The sequence below is a fragment of the Pseudomonas sp. MCal1 genome (assembly GCF_026341415.1).
Lineage (GTDB): Bacteria > Pseudomonadota > Gammaproteobacteria > Pseudomonadales > Pseudomonadaceae > Aquipseudomonas.
Genome location: NZ_JAKUMP010000011.1, coordinates 75,598 through 90,323 on the forward strand (window position 1 = coordinate 75,598; position 14,726 = coordinate 90,323).

A 14,726-nucleotide genomic window follows, 5' to 3' on the forward strand; every position below is an offset into this window, starting at 1 on the left:
AGGCATCTATTACAAGTGACAGGCAATAAAAAAGGCCCATCGGAATATGGGCCTTTTTGTTGTTACCGCAAACTAAATGTTGGCGATTACAAGATCGACAGTGGGTAGTCGACGATCAGACGGAACTCGTTGATATCACCTTCAGCCTGGTCGGTGTTGCCACGGTGCCATGCCTGACGAATACGGAAGGACAGATCTTTGGCCGGGCCGGTCTGAACTACGTATTTGGCTTCCAGGTTGGTTTCATGATGTTTGCCATCTTCACCGTAACCGTACGAGCGGTAAGGGCTGTCAGCATCCATTTTGGTACCGTCGATGTCCCAGCCTTTCACGTAACGGGTCATGAAGCTCAGGCCCGGAATGCCGTACTCGGCCATTTTCAGGTCATAACGAATCTGTGCAGATTTCTCGTTAGGACCGTTGAAGTCGGAGTACTGGATGGAGTTGGCGAGGAAGATCGAGTCGCCACCGCGGTTGTTGTCACCTACGCCGACGTAGTCGAACGGGGTGTCGCCGTCGACTTTCTGGAAGGCCAGAGTCACGGTGTGTGCTTTCAGGAACGACAGTGCGGTTGCCAGGGAGAACGTGGTGTTGCTGATGTCGCCGGCTTTGGCACTACCGGTGTCGTTGGTGCGGTAGATGTTGAAGTCGGTGTTCAGCGAAGTGTCACCACTGATTGGGGTGGTGAGGTTCACGTTGGCGTAGTACTGGTTCCAGATGTCCTTGAACTTCGAACCGTAGAGCGAGACGCTCAGATTGTCGGTGATGCCGTATTTACCACCGGCGAAGTCCATGGTTCTGCCAGTGACAGGATTATCGGTGGTGCTGGCGTACTGCGAGTGCAGTTCACCGTTGCTATTCATCTCGTCCTGGCTGGAGGCCGAGTAGAAGTGGCCTGCTTCCAGATCCAGATTCTGGATTTCGCTGCTCTGCAGTTGGAAACCGGTAGCAGTCTGAGGGATCAGACGGGAGCCGCCGACGGCGAAGACTGGAGCTGTGCTTGGCTGGAACTCACCGAATTTCAGCTCGGTTTTGGAGATGCGGGCCTTGATCGCTGCGCCTGCTTTACCGAGGGAGTCGTGGGCATGGCCTTGGGAGTCGAGGCTGGTGTTGCCCGAACCGGTGGTGCCGTCGCCGCCATCCAGTTTGATACCCAGGTAACCGAATGCATCAACACCAACACCCACGGTGCCTTGGGTGTAGCCGGAGCTGAAGTTGCTCAGGAAACCCTGGGTCCAGTCTTTCTGGTCATTGGAGGTGGTGTTCTTCTTGTCGCGGTTGAAGTAATAGTTGCGCAGCAACACATCAAACTTCGCGTCTTCAACAAAGCCTTTCGCTTCAGCCTGGTCACTTACAAACGGTGCGGCCGTAGCCACTTGAGTACTGGCTGCTGCTGCAACTGCCAGTGCGATCATGCTCCACTTCATCACGCGCATCGTGATTTGCTCCTTTGGTTTTAGAAGAGTACTGCCGTCCCACCTGTTTTATTATCTGGGCGGCTCTTTCTTTTTGTGTCGGCGCAAACTTATATCACGCCGACCATGTTGGCGATACTTGCGAATCCAACCTTTCAGCTTCTTTACGAGCGTGTCGCAATCGGCTTGGTAGATGTCGCAAATTTACAGTCCAAATGCAATGGGACTGACAACTTCAGCGCTGTTTTACAGAGCTTGAGCATCGGTAAAAAAGAGTCCCTTGGCAAAACGCTTGAATCTCCATCGGGCAACCCTGCCACTGTTTTTATGGGGCTCAAGGCATCCACTTCGTGTGGTGCGCTTATAGCCCATATGGGTATGAATGCAACAAGCGTGCACAAACCGCTGAATTGTTCCGGTTTTTTTCAAGGTGCTCGTCTGACGCCGTGAAAACCTCATAAAACCGGGGGCCTCGAGGGCCTTTCATACAGGCTTGACGCCATCCTTCGCATGGTGTTGCTCCTTCAGTTTCGCTGCGCGACAACCAAAAACGTTACCGGTTCACCCCGTGAGTGAGTATTCGGCGGATGCCCGACGCATTGAGCGTAGACGCACTGTGCGGTTTTGGTGCAAAAAAATTCAAAGGCTGTACTGAATTCATACAGTTGGGACGCTGGATGAACGTGAACACTGAGGTGTGTGCGGGTCATTTTGCTCTGCTCATTCGCACTCCCGGTTCCGTCCTGGTGCGCTCAAGTCATAAATGTCACATCTCGGGGCGTGGAGGAATTCTTTCGGCAATGCTGTTCGCCGTGAAGGTCTCTCCAATCGCAGGTATGCTGCCATCCAGTCGCTTGGCTCGCCGCGTTCGTGGCGGGGCGCTAAGCTGAAAAAACAGGTCATTCGCCGGGAGTGCGCGCAGTGTTTGCTTTAGATTCACGACTTCAACAGGACACGCTGACCATCGGCGATTTCCCGCTTTGCCGACTGCTGTTGTCCAACGACGCCAACTACCCATGGTTCATCCTGGTGCCACGCCGCGACGATATCAGCGAGTTGTTTCAGTTGGATGTCGCCGACCAGCAGCGCCTGTGGCAGGAAACCACCGCCCTGGCCGAAGTGCTCAAGGATTCCTTCGACGCCGACAAAATGAATGTTGCGACCCTGGGTAACGTGGTCAGCCAACTGCATATGCATGTGATCGTACGTAAACGCGACGATGCCGCCTGGCCGGCACCGGTCTGGGGCAAACATCCCGCCAAGTCTTACAGTGCCGGGCAAGTGGCTGCGATTCGCGAGCGCCTGCGTCTGGTGCTGGACGAAGACTTCACTTTTCTGGAGGGCTGAGTCATGAGTTTCGAACAACGTGTTACCGAACTGGAAAGCCGCCTGGCGTTTCAGGACGACACCATTCAGGCATTGAACGATGTGCTGGTGGAACAGCAGCGAGTGGTCGAGCGCCTGCAATTGCAGATGGCAGCCGTACTCAAGCGCCAGGAAGAGATGGTGGGGCAGATCGGATCGTTTGAAGAAGATGCGCCACCGCCACACTATTGAAATGTGTGCGGGCATGCTTCCGTGCTCCCATTAAAAAACCGCGAACAGCCAGGCTGTTCGCGGTTTTTTTTAGTGCGGGGACGTGGATCAGCGGCGCGGCAGGGCAGCGATCACGTCTTCGGCCTGCAGGCCCTTGTCACGGTTCATCACCGAGAACTCCACGCGCTGGCCTTCGACCAGGACGCGGTGGCCTTCGCCACGGATGGCGCGAAAGTGCACGAAAATATCATCGCCGGAATCCCGGGAGATAAAGCCGAAGCCCTTGGAGGTGTTGAACCACTTGACGGTGCCGGTATCGCGATTGCTCATGTCGTAGCTGGTGGGAGCGGCGGCCGGGGAGGACTTGTAGAAGCTGATGGCCAGGTGCAGGACCACGGCAACCAGAGCGATCACCAGGCTGAACAGCACGGCTGGCTGGCCGGCGATGACAGGCATCGGCGCGATCAGGGTCAGGGTTTGCAGGACGACGGTCAGAACCAGCAAGGCGCTGACCAGATTTTGCAGATGCTGGCGCGGACCTTTGTTCCAGTAGGGAATAACTGGCGCAAGGATCAGGTTCAGCAGGCCGAAAAAGGCCAGGTAAAGTGCATCGGGTTGTTGCAGGTAAGGTACCGCTTCGGACTTCAGGCTAGGTATGAAGGACAGCAGCAAGGCTGCTGCGCCCATTAGCAGGTGGACGATTTTCAACATTTTTATTGACTCACGTTATGACGGCTCACAAGGAAGAGCTGAGAGCGCACGGTTCGCTTCGGAACAATAAGAGGCGTTGGACACGTGCACGGCATCAGCCTATGCGCAGGCCCGGAAAACGGGGCGTAGCGACACACTGCCTATTTAACAGTAAAGCCTGCGGCTACTCAAATCACGCCGGCCAGCGGCAGGTACCGGACGATTTGTCGCGTCTATCGGGCCCATGCGGGGGCTGCGGGGCGGGGGTGGCCTTGCTACAGTGAACCGACACCTGCTGGATGAATTTCAATCGCCGTTAGGGGGTAAGCATGGCAATCGATATCGGTATCAGTGAAGAAGACCGCAAATCCATCGTCGAAGGGCTCTCGCGCCTGCTGTCGGACACTTACGTGTTGTATCTGAAGACCCACAACTTCCACTGGAACGTCACCGGGCCGATGTTTCGGACCCTGCATCTGATGTTCGAGGAGCAATACAACGAACTGGCCCTGGCAGTCGACTTGATTGCCGAGCGCATCCGGGCGCTGGGCTTTCCGGCGCCGGGCGCGTACGCGACCTACGCTCGCCTGTCTTCCATTAAAGAGGAGGAGGGCGTGCCGAGTGCCGAGGACATGATCAAACAACTGGTCGAGGGGCAGGAGGCGGTCACGCGCACGGCGCGGGGGATTTTCCCTCTGCTGGACAAGGTCAGTGACGAACCGACTGCCGACCTGCTGACCCAACGCATGCAGGTTCACGAGAAAACCGCGTGGATGCTGCGTGCATTGCTCGAGGCCTGATGACGGGAGGCGCACGGATGTTCATGGTTCGTGCGCTCTTCTTTCCCCTCGGAAACTTCACCCGTGACGGTAGGAAACCAGGAAGACGACCCGCCGCTCCATGATCCTCCGTATCGTGTTGGCTTATCCTACGTGGATGGTCAATAAGTCGTCTGGATCCGCCTTTGCACCTGCGCTTTTAATGAGGTCACAGGATTTCGCCTTGAACACAGGCGCAAAATGGCAAAGGAGTGTCAGCTATATGGAAGGTGGAGGCAGGCGACGAGATATTGCAGTCGATTTGCAGCAGGAAAAGTTCGGGGAGCCGTTTCTCGGCGGGTTCGACATGGAGTTGATCCGGCCACTGTCCCGATCGGTACGCTTGAACGGGTTCGCGACCTGCATGCGGCTGGAGCAGGTTTACTGGAATATTCTAGGCCGGATGGCCGAAGACAATTGCTGTTCGGTCGGCGCGCTGTTGTCCCGTGTCGATCGTGAAGTGCACCTGCGCCATGGCGGGGTGAAAAACTTCAGCGGTCTGGTGCGGGTGGTGTGCGTGGTGCATGGCCTGCGGGATTCTCCGGGGACGCCCGCCGCGGGTTGTCACTGACAAGACGGCCTGTGCAGTCTTCCGGCTGCACAGGCCGCATTTAATGGATATAATCCCGCTCTTTCGCCGCACAGCCCTGCGTGTGCTGGCAATCTGATTGCCGAGACAACCCCATGCCGATGTACGATTACCAATGTGCTTCCTGTGGTCATCAGTTGGAAGCCATTCAAAAGATCAGTGACGCCCCATTGGTCGATTGCCCTGCCTGCCAGGCGCCGGAACTCAAGAAGCAACTGTCGATGCCGGGCTTTCGCCTCAGTGGCAGCGGCTGGTACGAAACCGATTTCAAGACCGGCGCGAAGAAGAATCTGGCCGGTGGCGACAAATCTGACTAGGGTTCAAACCCAGGTCGAACGACACGCGCGAGTTTCCACAGATTGCACATTGCTTGAGTGCAACCGGATCTCCACCGAATTTCGAATTACGAGAAGCGAACCACTACCATGATGCGCAGCCATTATTGCGGCCAACTGAACGAAAGCCTGGAAGGCCAGGAAATTACCCTTTGCGGATGGGTTCACCGTCGTCGCGACCACGGCGGGGTGATTTTCCTCGATATCCGTGATCGTGACGGTCTGGCCCAGGTAGTGTTCGATCCGGATCGCGCCGAGAGCTTCGCCGCTGCCGATCGCGTGCGCAGCGAATACGTCGTGAAGATCACCGGCAAGGTTCGCCTGCGTCCGGCCGGTGCCACCAACGCCAACATGGCGTCGGGCATGATCGAAGTGCTGGGCTACGAGCTGGAAGTGCTGAACGAGTCGGAAACCCCGCCGTTCCCGCTGAACGAGTTCTCCGACGTCGGCGAAGAAACCCGCCTGCGTTATCGCTTCCTGGACCTGCGTCGTCCGGAAATGGCCGAGAAGCTGCGTCTGCGTTCGCGCATGACCACCAGCATTCGTCGCTACCTGGACGAAAACGGCTTCCTCGACGTCGAAACGCCGATCCTGACCCGTGCCACTCCGGAAGGCGCGCGTGACTATCTCGTGCCGAGCCGTACCCACGCTGGTTCGTTCTTCGCGCTGCCGCAATCGCCACAGCTGTTCAAGCAACTGCTGATGGTCGCCGGCTTCGACCGCTACTACCAGATCGCCAAGTGCTTCCGCGACGAAGACCTGCGTGCCGACCGTCAGCCTGAGTTCACTCAGATCGACATCGAGACCAGCTTCCTCGACGAAAAGGACATCATGGGCCTGACCGAAGGCATGATCCGCAACCTGTTCAAGGAAGTGCTGGATCTGGAATTCGGCGAATTCCCTCACATGACTTTTGAAGAAGCCATGCGCCGTTACGGTTCCGACAAGCCGGACCTGCGTAACCCGCTGGAACTGGTCGATGTGGCCGATCAGCTGAAAGAAGTTGATTTCAAGGTCTTCAGCGGTCCTGCCAACGATCCGAAATGCCGTATCGCCGCGCTGCGAGTTCCAGGCGGGGCGAGCATGCCGCGCAAGCAGATCGACGACTACACCAAGTTCGTCGGCATCTACGGTGCCAAGGGCCTGGCGTACATCAAGGTCAACGAGCGCGCTGCCGGTGTTGAAGGTTTGCAATCGCCGATCGTGAAAAACATCCCGGAAGCCAACCTGAACGTGATCCTCGATCGCGTCGGCGCAGTCGATGGCGATATCGTGTTCTTCGGTGCCGACAAGGCCAAGATCGTCAGCGAAGCCCTGGGCGCGCTGCGTATCAAGCTCGGTCACGACCTGAAGCTGCTGACTTGCGAATGGGCTCCGATGTGGGTCGTTGACTTCCCGATGTTCGAAGAGAACGACGACGGCAGCTTCTCGGCTCTGCACCACCCGTTCACCGCGCCGAAGTGCTCGCCTGAAGAGCTGGAAGCCAACCCGGCAGGCGCTTTGTCCCGTGCCTATGACATGGTGCTGAACGGCACCGAACTGGGTGGCGGTTCGATCCGTATCCACCGTAAAGAGATGCAACAGGCGGTGTTCCGTCAGCTGGGCATCAACGAAGCGGAACAGGAAGAGAAGTTCGGCTTCCTGCTCGACGCCCTGAAATACGGCGCGCCGCCGCACGGTGGCCTGGCCTTCGGTCTGGACCGTCTGGTAATGCTGATGACCGGCGCCCAGTCGATCCGTGAAGTGATCGCCTTCCCGAAAACCCAGAGTGCTGCCGATGTGATGACGCAGGCGCCGGGTGTTGTGGATGCGAAGGCATTGCGCGAATTGCACATTCGTTTGCGCGAGACGCCAAAGGCCGAGTAAGACGGGCCTGAAGGCGCATCTTCGGATGCGCCTTTTTTCTTTCTGCAGTGATTGAAAACAAGTTTTTTTGCTGGCCGATGCACCTGCATGGCGGGCATTGTTCAAGAGAATTCGGAGCGAGTTATGGCAGGTCATTCCAAGTGGGCGAACATCAAGCACCGCAAAGAACGCCAGGATGCCAAGAGAGGCAAGATCTTCACCAAGTGGATCCGCGAACTGACCGTGGCGGCCCGTCAGGGCGGCGGTGATCCGGGCTCCAACCCGCGTCTGCGTCTGGCCCTGGACAAGGCGCTGGGCGCCAACATGAGCCGGGACATCATCGACCGTGCCGTTGCCCGTGGCGCCGGTGCGACCGAAGCCGACAACGTTGAAGAGCTGACCTACGAAGGTTACGGCCCGGGTGGCGTGGCGGTGATGGTCGAGTGCATGACCGACAACCGCAACCGTACCGCAGCGGCTGTGCGCCATGCGTTCAGCAAGTGTGGCGGCAACCTAGGTACCGACGGTTCGGTAGCCTACCTGTTCGAACGCAAGGGCCAGATCAGCTTTGCGCCAGGCGTCGACGAAGACGCGCTGACGGAAGCGGCGCTGGAAGCCGATGCCGACGACGTGGTCAGCCACGAAGACGGCTCGATCGACGTGTTCACCTCGTTCACCAGTTTCTATGCGGTGCGCACTGCCCTGGAAGCCGCAGGTTTCAAGGGTGATGACGCGGAAATCGTCATGCAGCCGACCACCAGCGCCGAACTGGATCTGGAGGGGGCCGAGAAGGTGCTCAAGCTGATCGATATGCTGGAAGACCTGGACGACGTGCAGAACGTCTACTCCAACGCGGACATTCCGGAAGACGTGGCCGCTCAGCTCGGTTAAGAGCGGCTAGGCTGCAATGTGGGAGCTGGCTCGCCAGCGATGGCGTCGGCACATCAGGTAATGATGGTGCCTGACACACCGCCATCGCTGGCAAGCCAGCTCCCACATTTGTTATGCGTTATCTCGAATTCAGTGCTTTTACCGAACCTGCAGGCGTTATGACTTTAATTCTTGGTATCGACCCCGGTTCGCGCATTACCGGTTACGGCATTGTTCGCGATACCGGACGCGGCGGTTGCATCTATGTCGCCTCGGGTTGCATCCGCACTGGTGCCGGCGAGCTGCACGAGCGCCTGCAGATCGTCTATCGCGGCGTGCGGGAAATCATTCAGACCTACGGCCCGGTGACCATGGGCATCGAAAAGGTGTTCATGGCGAAAAACGCCGATTCGGCGCTCAAGCTCGGGCAGGCCCGTGGGGCCGCTATCGTTGCCGGCGCCGAAGAGAGCCTGGAGATTGCCGAGTACACAGCTACTCAGGTCAAGCAGGCCGTGGTCGGCACCGGCGCCGCCAATAAAGAGCAGGTGCAGATGATGGTCATGCATATGCTCAAGCTCACCAGCAAACCGCAAATCGACGCATCGGACGCCCTGGCCATCGCCATTTGTCACGCTCACACCCGCTCCAGTCTGTTGCCGCACGGCCTGGGAACGGCACGCAGTCGTGGCGGGCGCCTGCGTCTCTGATAGCATCAGCAGTCAATTTCACGGAATTTGGATTTCGCGCCTGGGTCGTCGGCCGTAAATCCATGTTCTGTCGGTCGCCAGCCCACGGCTGGCCAACGCTCAAGGATCTGAAACGTGATTGGACGCTTGCGCGGCACTCTGGCTGAGAAACAGCCGCCGCACCTGATTCTGGATGTAAATGGCCTCGGGTATGAGCTGGAAGTGCCCATGACCACCCTTTATCGTCTGCCGTCGGTCGGTGAACCGCTGACCTTGCACACCCATTTGGTCGTACGCGAAGACGCGCAGTTACTCTATGGTTTTGCCGGCAAGCGTGAGCGAGACTTTTTTCGCGAGTTGATCCGTCTCAATGGTGTGGGGCCGAAACTGGCCCTGGCCTTGATGTCGAGTCTGGAAGTCGATGAGCTGATCCGCTGCGTGCAGTCCCAGGACACCTCGGCGCTGACCAAGGTGCCGGGCGTGGGCAAGAAAACCGCCGAGCGTCTGCTGGTCGAGCTCAAGGATCGCTTCAAGGCCTGGGAAACCTCGCCGGCCATGTTTGCGCTGGTTCCGAACCAGCCGGACGGCCCGGCGCCGGTCAATACCGCCGAGAATGATGCGGTCAGCGCGCTGATTTCTCTGGGTTACAAGCCACAGGAAGCGAGCAAGGCGATTTCCGCAATCAAAGAGAAAGGCCTGAGCAGCGAAGACATGATTCGACGCGCCCTGAAGGGAATGATTTAAGTGATTGAAGCTGATCGTCTGATCGCCGCCACGCACAGTCCGCGTGAGCGCGAAGAAGTCCAGGATCGGGCGATACGTCCCGTCAGTCTGGCCGAATACATCGGCCAGCCGACCGTTCGCGAGCAGATGGAACTGTTTATCCAGGCCGCTCGTGGTCGTAGCGAATCCCTCGACCACACCCTGATCTTCGGTCCGCCGGGGCTGGGTAAAACCACCCTGGCGAACATCATCGCCGAGGAAATGGGCGTATCGATCAAGAGCACTTCCGGTCCGGTGCTTGAGCGTCCGGGGGACCTAGCGGCGCTGTTGACCAATCTTGAACCGCACGATGTGCTGTTCATCGATGAAATCCATCGTCTGTCGCCGATTGTTGAAGAAGTGCTGTACCCGGCCATGGAAGATTTCCAGCTCGATATCATGATCGGTGAAGGGCCGGCGGCGCGTTCGATCAAACTCGATCTGCCGCCGTTCACCCTGGTCGGTGCAACCACGCGGGCAGGTATGCTGACCAACCCGTTGCGCGACCGTTTCGGCATCGTCCAGCGCCTCGAGTTCTACAGCACAGCTGATCTGGCGACGATTGTCAGCCGTTCGGCGAGCATTCTCGGTCTGCCGCTGGATCCGGAAGGGTCTTTCGAGATCGCTCGCCGCGCTCGGGGCACGCCGCGAATCGCCAACCGATTGTTGCGCCGGGTGCGGGATTTCGCCGAAGTCCGGGCCAAGGGGCACATCACCAAGTCCGTCGCGGATCTGGCGCTGAACCTGCTGGATGTCGACGAGCACGGTTTCGATCATCAGGACCGGCGTCTGCTGTTGACCATGATCGAAAAGTTCGATGGCGGCCCGGTGGGCATCGACAGTCTGGCGGCGGCGATCAGTGAAGAACGCCACACCATCGAGGACGTGCTCGAGCCGTACCTCATTCAGCAGGGGTACATCATGCGGACGCCGCGCGGCAGGGTGGTTACTCGCCACGCGTACCTGCATTTTGGTTTAAACATTCCGACACGAATGGGCGAAATGCCCGTGGCAGACGAGTTTCTTGATGCCGTGGACGATTGATACACATTTAATGGCGATTTATTCAGCGTTTGTACTGTCTCAGGACGGTACTTTTGCGGTAAAGCCTTTGAACATTGAAAAACAGTTGCCTGGCCGGATTGGCAACCCGAGGAGTAAGCACTAGAGTATGCGCGCGCAAAACGGGCTTGAGCCGTTCGCACATCGTTGTCGCGTTTATTACGAGGACACCGATGCGGGCGGCATCGTGTATTACGTTAATTACCTCAAGTTTATGGAACGGGCTCGAACCGAGCGGCTCCGGGAGCTGGGCTTTGCCCAGTCGGCGCTGGCAGGGGAGGACCTGTTGTTCGTCGTGCATTCCAGCGAAGCGCGTTATCACGCGCCGGCGCGACTGGACGACGAGCTTCTGGTAAGCGCTGATGTAATCGAATTGAACCGTGCCAGCCTGCGCTTTCGACAGCAGGTCAGGCGGGCAACGGATAATGTGCTGCTCTGCGAAGGGCAGTTTCTGGTGGCCTGTGTGCGCACTAACAGTTTGAAACCCCGGGCCCTTCCCGAAGACCTGCGTGCGGCCTTTGCCGACGCGGTCGGCACGGGTACACACTCAAAGCAGGAGATAAAGCGTGGAAGCTAACGTCGTCGACCATTCCTCCATGTGGAGCCTGGTCAGCAATGCCAGCATCGTGGTGCAGTTGGTAATGTTGACCCTGGTGGCCGCATCGGTGACCTCATGGATCATGATCTTTCAGCGCAGCAATCTGCTGCGCGCCGGTCGACGCGCCCTGGAGAGCTTCGAGGAGCGCTTCTGGTCGGGTATCGACCTGTCCAAGCTCTATCGTCAGGCCGGCAGCAACCCGGATCCGGATTCGGGCGTCGAGCAGATCTTCCGCGCCGGCTTCAAGGAGTTTTCCCGTCTGCGTCAGCAGCCAGGTGTCGATCCTGAAGCGGTGATGGAAGGTGTGGCCCGTGCCATGCGCGTCGCCATCTCCCGCGAAGAAGAAAAGCTCGAGCAGAGCCTGCCGTTCCTCGCTACCGTGGGTTCCGTCAGTCCGTACATCGGTCTGTTCGGTACCGTCTGGGGGATCATGAACTCCTTCCGTGGTCTGGCCAGCGCACAACAGGCCACCCTGGCCACTGTGGCACCCGGCATCGCCGAAGCCCTGATCGCCACTGCGATCGGTCTGTTCGCCGCAATCCCGGCCGTTATCGCTTACAACCGTTTCTCTGCCCGCAGCGAAACCTTGCTGAGCCGCTACTACACCTTCGCCGATGAATTCCAGGCGATCCTGCACCGCAAAGTGCACACCAGCGAAGAATAAGCAGGTATTTCCCGATGGCTTTAATCACTCGAGCCCGACACAAGCGCAAGCCGGTCGCCGAGATGAACGTAGTGCCTTACATCGACGTGATGCTGGTGCTGCTGGTCATCTTCATGGTGACTGCGCCGATGCTCAATCAGGGCGTGAAGGTGGATCTGCCCAAGGTTTCCAGCGAAGCCTTGCCGCAGGACAACAACACCCAGGTGCTGACCATTTCGATCAAGGCTGACAAGACCTACTACTGGAACCTTGGCAGCGAAGTCGACACCGAGAAGCAACAGGACCGGGCCATGACCCTGCCACAGATGACCGACGCGGTGACCAAGATCATTCGCGCCGGCACTGAAGGCGGCAAGCGTACCCAGGTCTTCATCCGTGGCGACAAGTCCGTCGATTATGGCTCCGTCATGGGCGCCATGGGCGGGTTGCAGAAAGCCGGGGTCGGTAACGTTGGCTTGATCACCGAGGCGCCCTGATGCAGCAACAGCGAGAGCCGTCCGCCTCGGAAAGCTACTTCTGGCCCAGCGTCTGGGCGATTGGCTTGCACGTGCTGGTGTTCGGCATGCTGTTTGTCAGTTTCGCCATGACGCCTGAGCTGCCGCCGGCCAAGCCGATTGTCCAGGCGACCCTGTACCAGCTGAAATCGAAAAGTCAGGCGACCACCCAGACCAATCAGAAGATTGCGGGTGAGGCGAAGAAATCCGCCGCGCGCCAGACCGAAGTCGAGCAGATGGAGCAGAAAAGGGTCGAGCAGGAAGCGGTGAAAGCTGCGGAACAAAAGAAAGAAGAAGCGGCTCAAAAGGCCGAGGAAGCCAAGAAGGCCGATGAGGCGAAGAAAGCGAACGAGGCGAAGAAGGCTGATGAAGCCAAGAAAGCCGAAGACGCGAAGAAAGCCGCTGAGGCCAAGAAGGCAGAAGAGAAACAATTGGCTGATATAGCCAAGAAGAAAGCCGAAGAAGAAGCCAAGAAGGCTGCTGAAGAAGAGGCCAAGAAAGCGGCCGCTGAAGAAGCCAAGAAGAAGATCGTCGAAGACGCGAAAAAGAAAGCCGCCGAAGACGCCAAGAAGAAAGCTGAAGCTGAAGAGGCGAAGAAGAAAGTCGCCGAAGACGCGAAGAAGAAAGCTGCTGCCGATGCTGCGAAGAAGAAAGCGCAGGAAGCGGCACGTAAATCCGCCGAAGACAAAAAGGCTCAGGCCCTGGCAGATTTGCTTTCCGACACGCCGCAGCGCCAGCAGGCCTTGGCCGATGAGCAGGGCGATGAAGTCGCGGGCAGTTTCGATGACCTGATTCGTGCGCGGGCAGCGGAAGGCTGGGCACGTCCACCTTCGGCACGCAAAGGCATGACGGTTGTGCTGCAGATCGGCATGTTGCCGGACGGTACGGTGACTTCGGTCAGCGTGGCGAAGTCCAGTGGCGACGGTCCGTTCGATGCGTCTGCAGTGGCAGCGGTCAAGAATATTGGACGTTTGACGGAAATGCAGGGAATGAAGCCGAGCGATTTCGCTCCGTATCGTTCATTCAAGATGACATTCACACCTGAGGATCTAGCCTTGTGAGAAACCTTCTTCGAGGAATGCTGGTCGTGATCTGCTGCATGGCAGGGATCGCGATGGCGGATGAAAAGAACATTCTGGTCACCAGCGGCAGCGATCGGGCGACTCCGATCGCCGTCGTGCCGTTCGGTTTCCAGGGCGGTGCCGTCCTGCCGGATGACATGGCTGAAATCATTGGTAACGATTTGCGCAACTCGGGCTACTACTCGCCGATTCCGAAGCAAAACATGATCAGCCAGCCAAGCCAGCCGAGCGAAATCATCTTCCGCGACTGGAAGGCGGTGGGCGCGCAATACATGATGGTCGGCAGCATCGTGCCGGCCGGCGGCCGTCTGCAGGTGCAGTGGGCTTTGTTCAACGTCGCCACCGAGCAGAAAGTGGCTGACGGCAGTGTGTCCGGCACCACCGAACAGCTGCGCGACATGGCGCACTACATCTCCGATCAGTCCTTCGAAAAACTGACCGGCATTAAAGGTGCATTCTCGACTCGCCTGCTGTACGTCACAGCCGAGCGTTTCTCCGAGAAGAACACCCGTTACACCCTGCAGCGCTCGGACTATGACGGCGCCCGCGCCGTGACCTTGCTGCAATCGCGTGAGCCGATCCTGTCGCCGCGTTTTGCACCGGACGGCAAGCGTATCGCCTACGTGTCGTTCGAGCAGAAGCGTCCGCGCATCTTCATGCAGAACATCGACACCGGTCGCCGCGAGCAGATCACCAACTTCGAAGGCCTGAACGGCGCGCCAGCCTGGTCGCCGGACGGCAATCGCCTGGCGTTCGTATTGTCGAAGGACGGTAACCCGGACATCTACGTGATGAACCTCGGTTCGCGTCAGATCACCCGCGTGACCGCAGGTCCTGGCATCAACACCGAACCGTACTGGGGCAAGGATGGCTCGACCATCTACTTCACCTCCGACCGTGGCGGCAAGCCGCAGATCTACAAGACCAGCGCCGGTGGCGGCGGTGCCGAGCGCGTGACGTTCGTGGGCAACTACAACGCCAACCCCAAGCTTTCGGCAGATGAAAAGACCCTGGTGATGATCCATCGTCAGGACGGTTTCACCAATTTCAAAGTGGCGGCCCAGGATTTGCAGCGCGGAAGTGTAAAAATCCTCACTGATAGCACTCTGGACGAGTCGCCTACTGTTGCGCCCAACGGCACCATGGTAATCTACGCCACCCGCCAGCAGGGCCGGGGAGTCTTGATGCTCGTGTCCATTAATGGACGCGTGAGGCTCCCGCTTCCTACCGCTCAAGGCGAAGTCAGAGAACCGTCCTGGTCCCCTTACCTGAACTGACGC

Annotated in this window: 18 protein-coding genes; 16 read left to right on the forward strand and 2 right to left on the reverse strand. The window is 58.3% G+C overall.

The genetic code is table 11. The annotated features are described in order from the left end of the window. Positions 1–86: 86 nt before the first annotated feature. Positions 87–1,436 carry an OprD family porin gene (locus tag MKZ87_RS18970; protein WP_085701655.1) on the reverse strand — a complete coding sequence of 450 codons (1,350 nt, stop codon included), beginning with the start codon at positions 1,434–1,436 and terminating at the stop codon, positions 87–89. A gap of 75 nt (positions 1,437–1,511) precedes the next feature. Here MKZ87_RS18970 and MKZ87_RS18975 point away from each other — a divergent pair, with 75 nt between their 5' ends. From MKZ87_RS18975 to MKZ87_RS18985, 3 genes are all read left to right on the forward strand, one after another. Then, the gene (locus MKZ87_RS18975; protein ID WP_139834792.1) at positions 1,512–1,865 is read left to right on the forward strand and encodes a hypothetical protein; all 354 of its coding nucleotides are present in this window, start codon (positions 1,512–1,514) and stop codon (positions 1,863–1,865) included. Positions 1,866–2,336: 471 nt separating this feature from the next. After that, positions 2,337–2,762, forward strand: a complete 426-nt coding sequence (locus MKZ87_RS18980) for an HIT family protein (RefSeq protein WP_085701654.1) — start codon at positions 2,337–2,339, stop codon at positions 2,760–2,762. Positions 2,763–2,765: 3 nt separating this feature from the next. Further along, positions 2,766–2,972, forward strand: coding sequence for a SlyX family protein (locus MKZ87_RS18985; RefSeq protein ID WP_085689409.1), 207 nt, complete (start codon positions 2,766–2,768; stop codon positions 2,970–2,972). A gap of 87 nt (positions 2,973–3,059) precedes the next feature. Here MKZ87_RS18985 and MKZ87_RS28955 read toward each other — a convergent pair whose 3' ends face one another. Continuing rightward, the gene (locus MKZ87_RS28955) at positions 3,060–3,662 is read right to left on the reverse strand and encodes a cold-shock protein (protein WP_085697175.1); all 603 of its coding nucleotides are present in this window, start codon (positions 3,660–3,662) and stop codon (positions 3,060–3,062) included. Between the two features lie 308 nt (positions 3,663–3,970). On the opposite strand from MKZ87_RS28955, the gene MKZ87_RS18995 reads away from it, so the two are divergent. From MKZ87_RS18995 to tolB, 13 genes are all read left to right on the forward strand, one after another. Next, a complete protein-coding gene (locus MKZ87_RS18995; protein WP_085697174.1) occupies positions 3,971–4,441 on the forward strand; it encodes a Dps family protein in 471 nt (156 codons plus the stop codon). A 241-nt stretch (positions 4,442–4,682) separates the two neighbouring features. Next, positions 4,683–5,030 (forward strand): ribbon-helix-helix domain-containing protein, encoded by a 348-nt coding sequence (locus tag MKZ87_RS19000; protein ID WP_085697236.1) that lies wholly within the window; start codon positions 4,683–4,685, stop codon positions 5,028–5,030. Positions 5,031–5,143: 113 nt separating this feature from the next. Then, positions 5,144–5,365 carry an FmdB family zinc ribbon protein gene (locus MKZ87_RS19005; RefSeq protein WP_007951210.1) on the forward strand — a complete coding sequence of 74 codons (222 nt, stop codon included), beginning with the start codon at positions 5,144–5,146 and terminating at the stop codon, positions 5,363–5,365. A 108-nt stretch (positions 5,366–5,473) separates the two neighbouring features. Next, entirely contained in the window at positions 5,474–7,249 is a 1,776-nt protein-coding gene (gene aspS / locus MKZ87_RS19010) for an aspartate--tRNA ligase (RefSeq protein ID WP_085697173.1), read from the forward strand. Between the two features lie 123 nt (positions 7,250–7,372). Then, a complete protein-coding gene (locus MKZ87_RS19015; RefSeq protein WP_085697172.1) occupies positions 7,373–8,119 on the forward strand; it encodes a YebC/PmpR family DNA-binding transcriptional regulator in 747 nt (248 codons plus the stop codon). 158 nt (positions 8,120–8,277) lie between these two features. Further along, positions 8,278–8,805, forward strand: coding sequence for a crossover junction endodeoxyribonuclease RuvC (gene ruvC / locus MKZ87_RS19020; RefSeq protein ID WP_007951206.1), 528 nt, complete (start codon positions 8,278–8,280; stop codon positions 8,803–8,805). 114 nt (positions 8,806–8,919) lie between these two features. After that, on the forward strand, positions 8,920–9,528 hold the full coding sequence (gene ruvA / locus MKZ87_RS19025) for a Holliday junction branch migration protein RuvA (protein ID WP_007951205.1): 609 nt from the start codon (positions 8,920–8,922) through the stop codon (positions 9,526–9,528). After that, entirely contained in the window at positions 9,529–10,590 is a 1,062-nt protein-coding gene (gene ruvB / locus MKZ87_RS19030; RefSeq protein WP_085689401.1) for a Holliday junction branch migration DNA helicase RuvB, read from the forward strand. Positions 10,591–10,717: 127 nt separating this feature from the next. Next, positions 10,718–11,185 carry a tol-pal system-associated acyl-CoA thioesterase gene (gene ybgC / locus MKZ87_RS19035; protein ID WP_007951203.1) on the forward strand — a complete coding sequence of 156 codons (468 nt, stop codon included), beginning with the start codon at positions 10,718–10,720 and terminating at the stop codon, positions 11,183–11,185. Next, on the forward strand, positions 11,175–11,870 hold the full coding sequence (gene tolQ, locus MKZ87_RS19040; RefSeq protein WP_007912733.1) for a protein TolQ: 696 nt from the start codon (positions 11,175–11,177) through the stop codon (positions 11,868–11,870). Before ybgC ends, tolQ begins: the two co-directional genes overlap by 11 nt. Before the next feature lie 23 nt (positions 11,871–11,893). Beyond that, positions 11,894–12,346 (forward strand): protein TolR, encoded by a 453-nt coding sequence (gene tolR / locus MKZ87_RS19045; RefSeq protein WP_162803534.1) that lies wholly within the window; start codon positions 11,894–11,896, stop codon positions 12,344–12,346. Beyond that, positions 12,346–13,425, forward strand: a complete 1,080-nt coding sequence (tolA, locus tag MKZ87_RS19050) for a cell envelope integrity protein TolA (protein WP_085701653.1) — start codon at positions 12,346–12,348, stop codon at positions 13,423–13,425. Before tolR ends, tolA begins: the two co-directional genes overlap by 1 nt. A gap of 17 nt (positions 13,426–13,442) precedes the next feature. After that, a complete protein-coding gene (tolB, locus tag MKZ87_RS19055) occupies positions 13,443–14,723 on the forward strand; it encodes a Tol-Pal system beta propeller repeat protein TolB (RefSeq protein WP_166742344.1) in 1,281 nt (426 codons plus the stop codon). The last annotated feature ends 3 nt before the right edge of the window (positions 14,724–14,726 follow it).

Coding starts and splice junctions, on each gene's coding strand:
- MKZ87_RS18970 (WP_085701655.1), bottom strand. CDS start 1,436: ATGCGCGTGATGAAGTGGAGCATGATCGCACTGGCAGTTGCAGCAGCA.
- MKZ87_RS18985 (WP_085689409.1), top strand. CDS start 2,766: ATGAGTTTCGAACAACGTGTTACCGAACTGGAAAGCCGCCTGGCGTTT.
- MKZ87_RS28955 (WP_085697175.1), bottom strand. CDS start 3,662: ATGTTGAAAATCGTCCACCTGCTAATGGGCGCAGCAGCCTTGCTGCTG.
- MKZ87_RS18995 (WP_085697174.1), top strand. CDS start 3,971: ATGGCAATCGATATCGGTATCAGTGAAGAAGACCGCAAATCCATCGTC.
- MKZ87_RS19000 (WP_085697236.1), top strand. CDS start 4,683: ATGGAAGGTGGAGGCAGGCGACGAGATATTGCAGTCGATTTGCAGCAG.
- MKZ87_RS19005 (WP_007951210.1), top strand. CDS start 5,144: ATGCCGATGTACGATTACCAATGTGCTTCCTGTGGTCATCAGTTGGAA.
- aspS (WP_085697173.1), top strand. CDS start 5,474: ATGATGCGCAGCCATTATTGCGGCCAACTGAACGAAAGCCTGGAAGGC.
- MKZ87_RS19015 (WP_085697172.1), top strand. CDS start 7,373: ATGGCAGGTCATTCCAAGTGGGCGAACATCAAGCACCGCAAAGAACGC.
- ruvC (WP_007951206.1), top strand. CDS start 8,278: ATGACTTTAATTCTTGGTATCGACCCCGGTTCGCGCATTACCGGTTAC.
- ybgC (WP_007951203.1), top strand. CDS start 10,718: ATGCGCGCGCAAAACGGGCTTGAGCCGTTCGCACATCGTTGTCGCGTT.
- tolA (WP_085701653.1), top strand. CDS start 12,346: ATGCAGCAACAGCGAGAGCCGTCCGCCTCGGAAAGCTACTTCTGGCCC.
- tolB (WP_166742344.1), top strand. CDS start 13,443: ATGCTGGTCGTGATCTGCTGCATGGCAGGGATCGCGATGGCGGATGAA.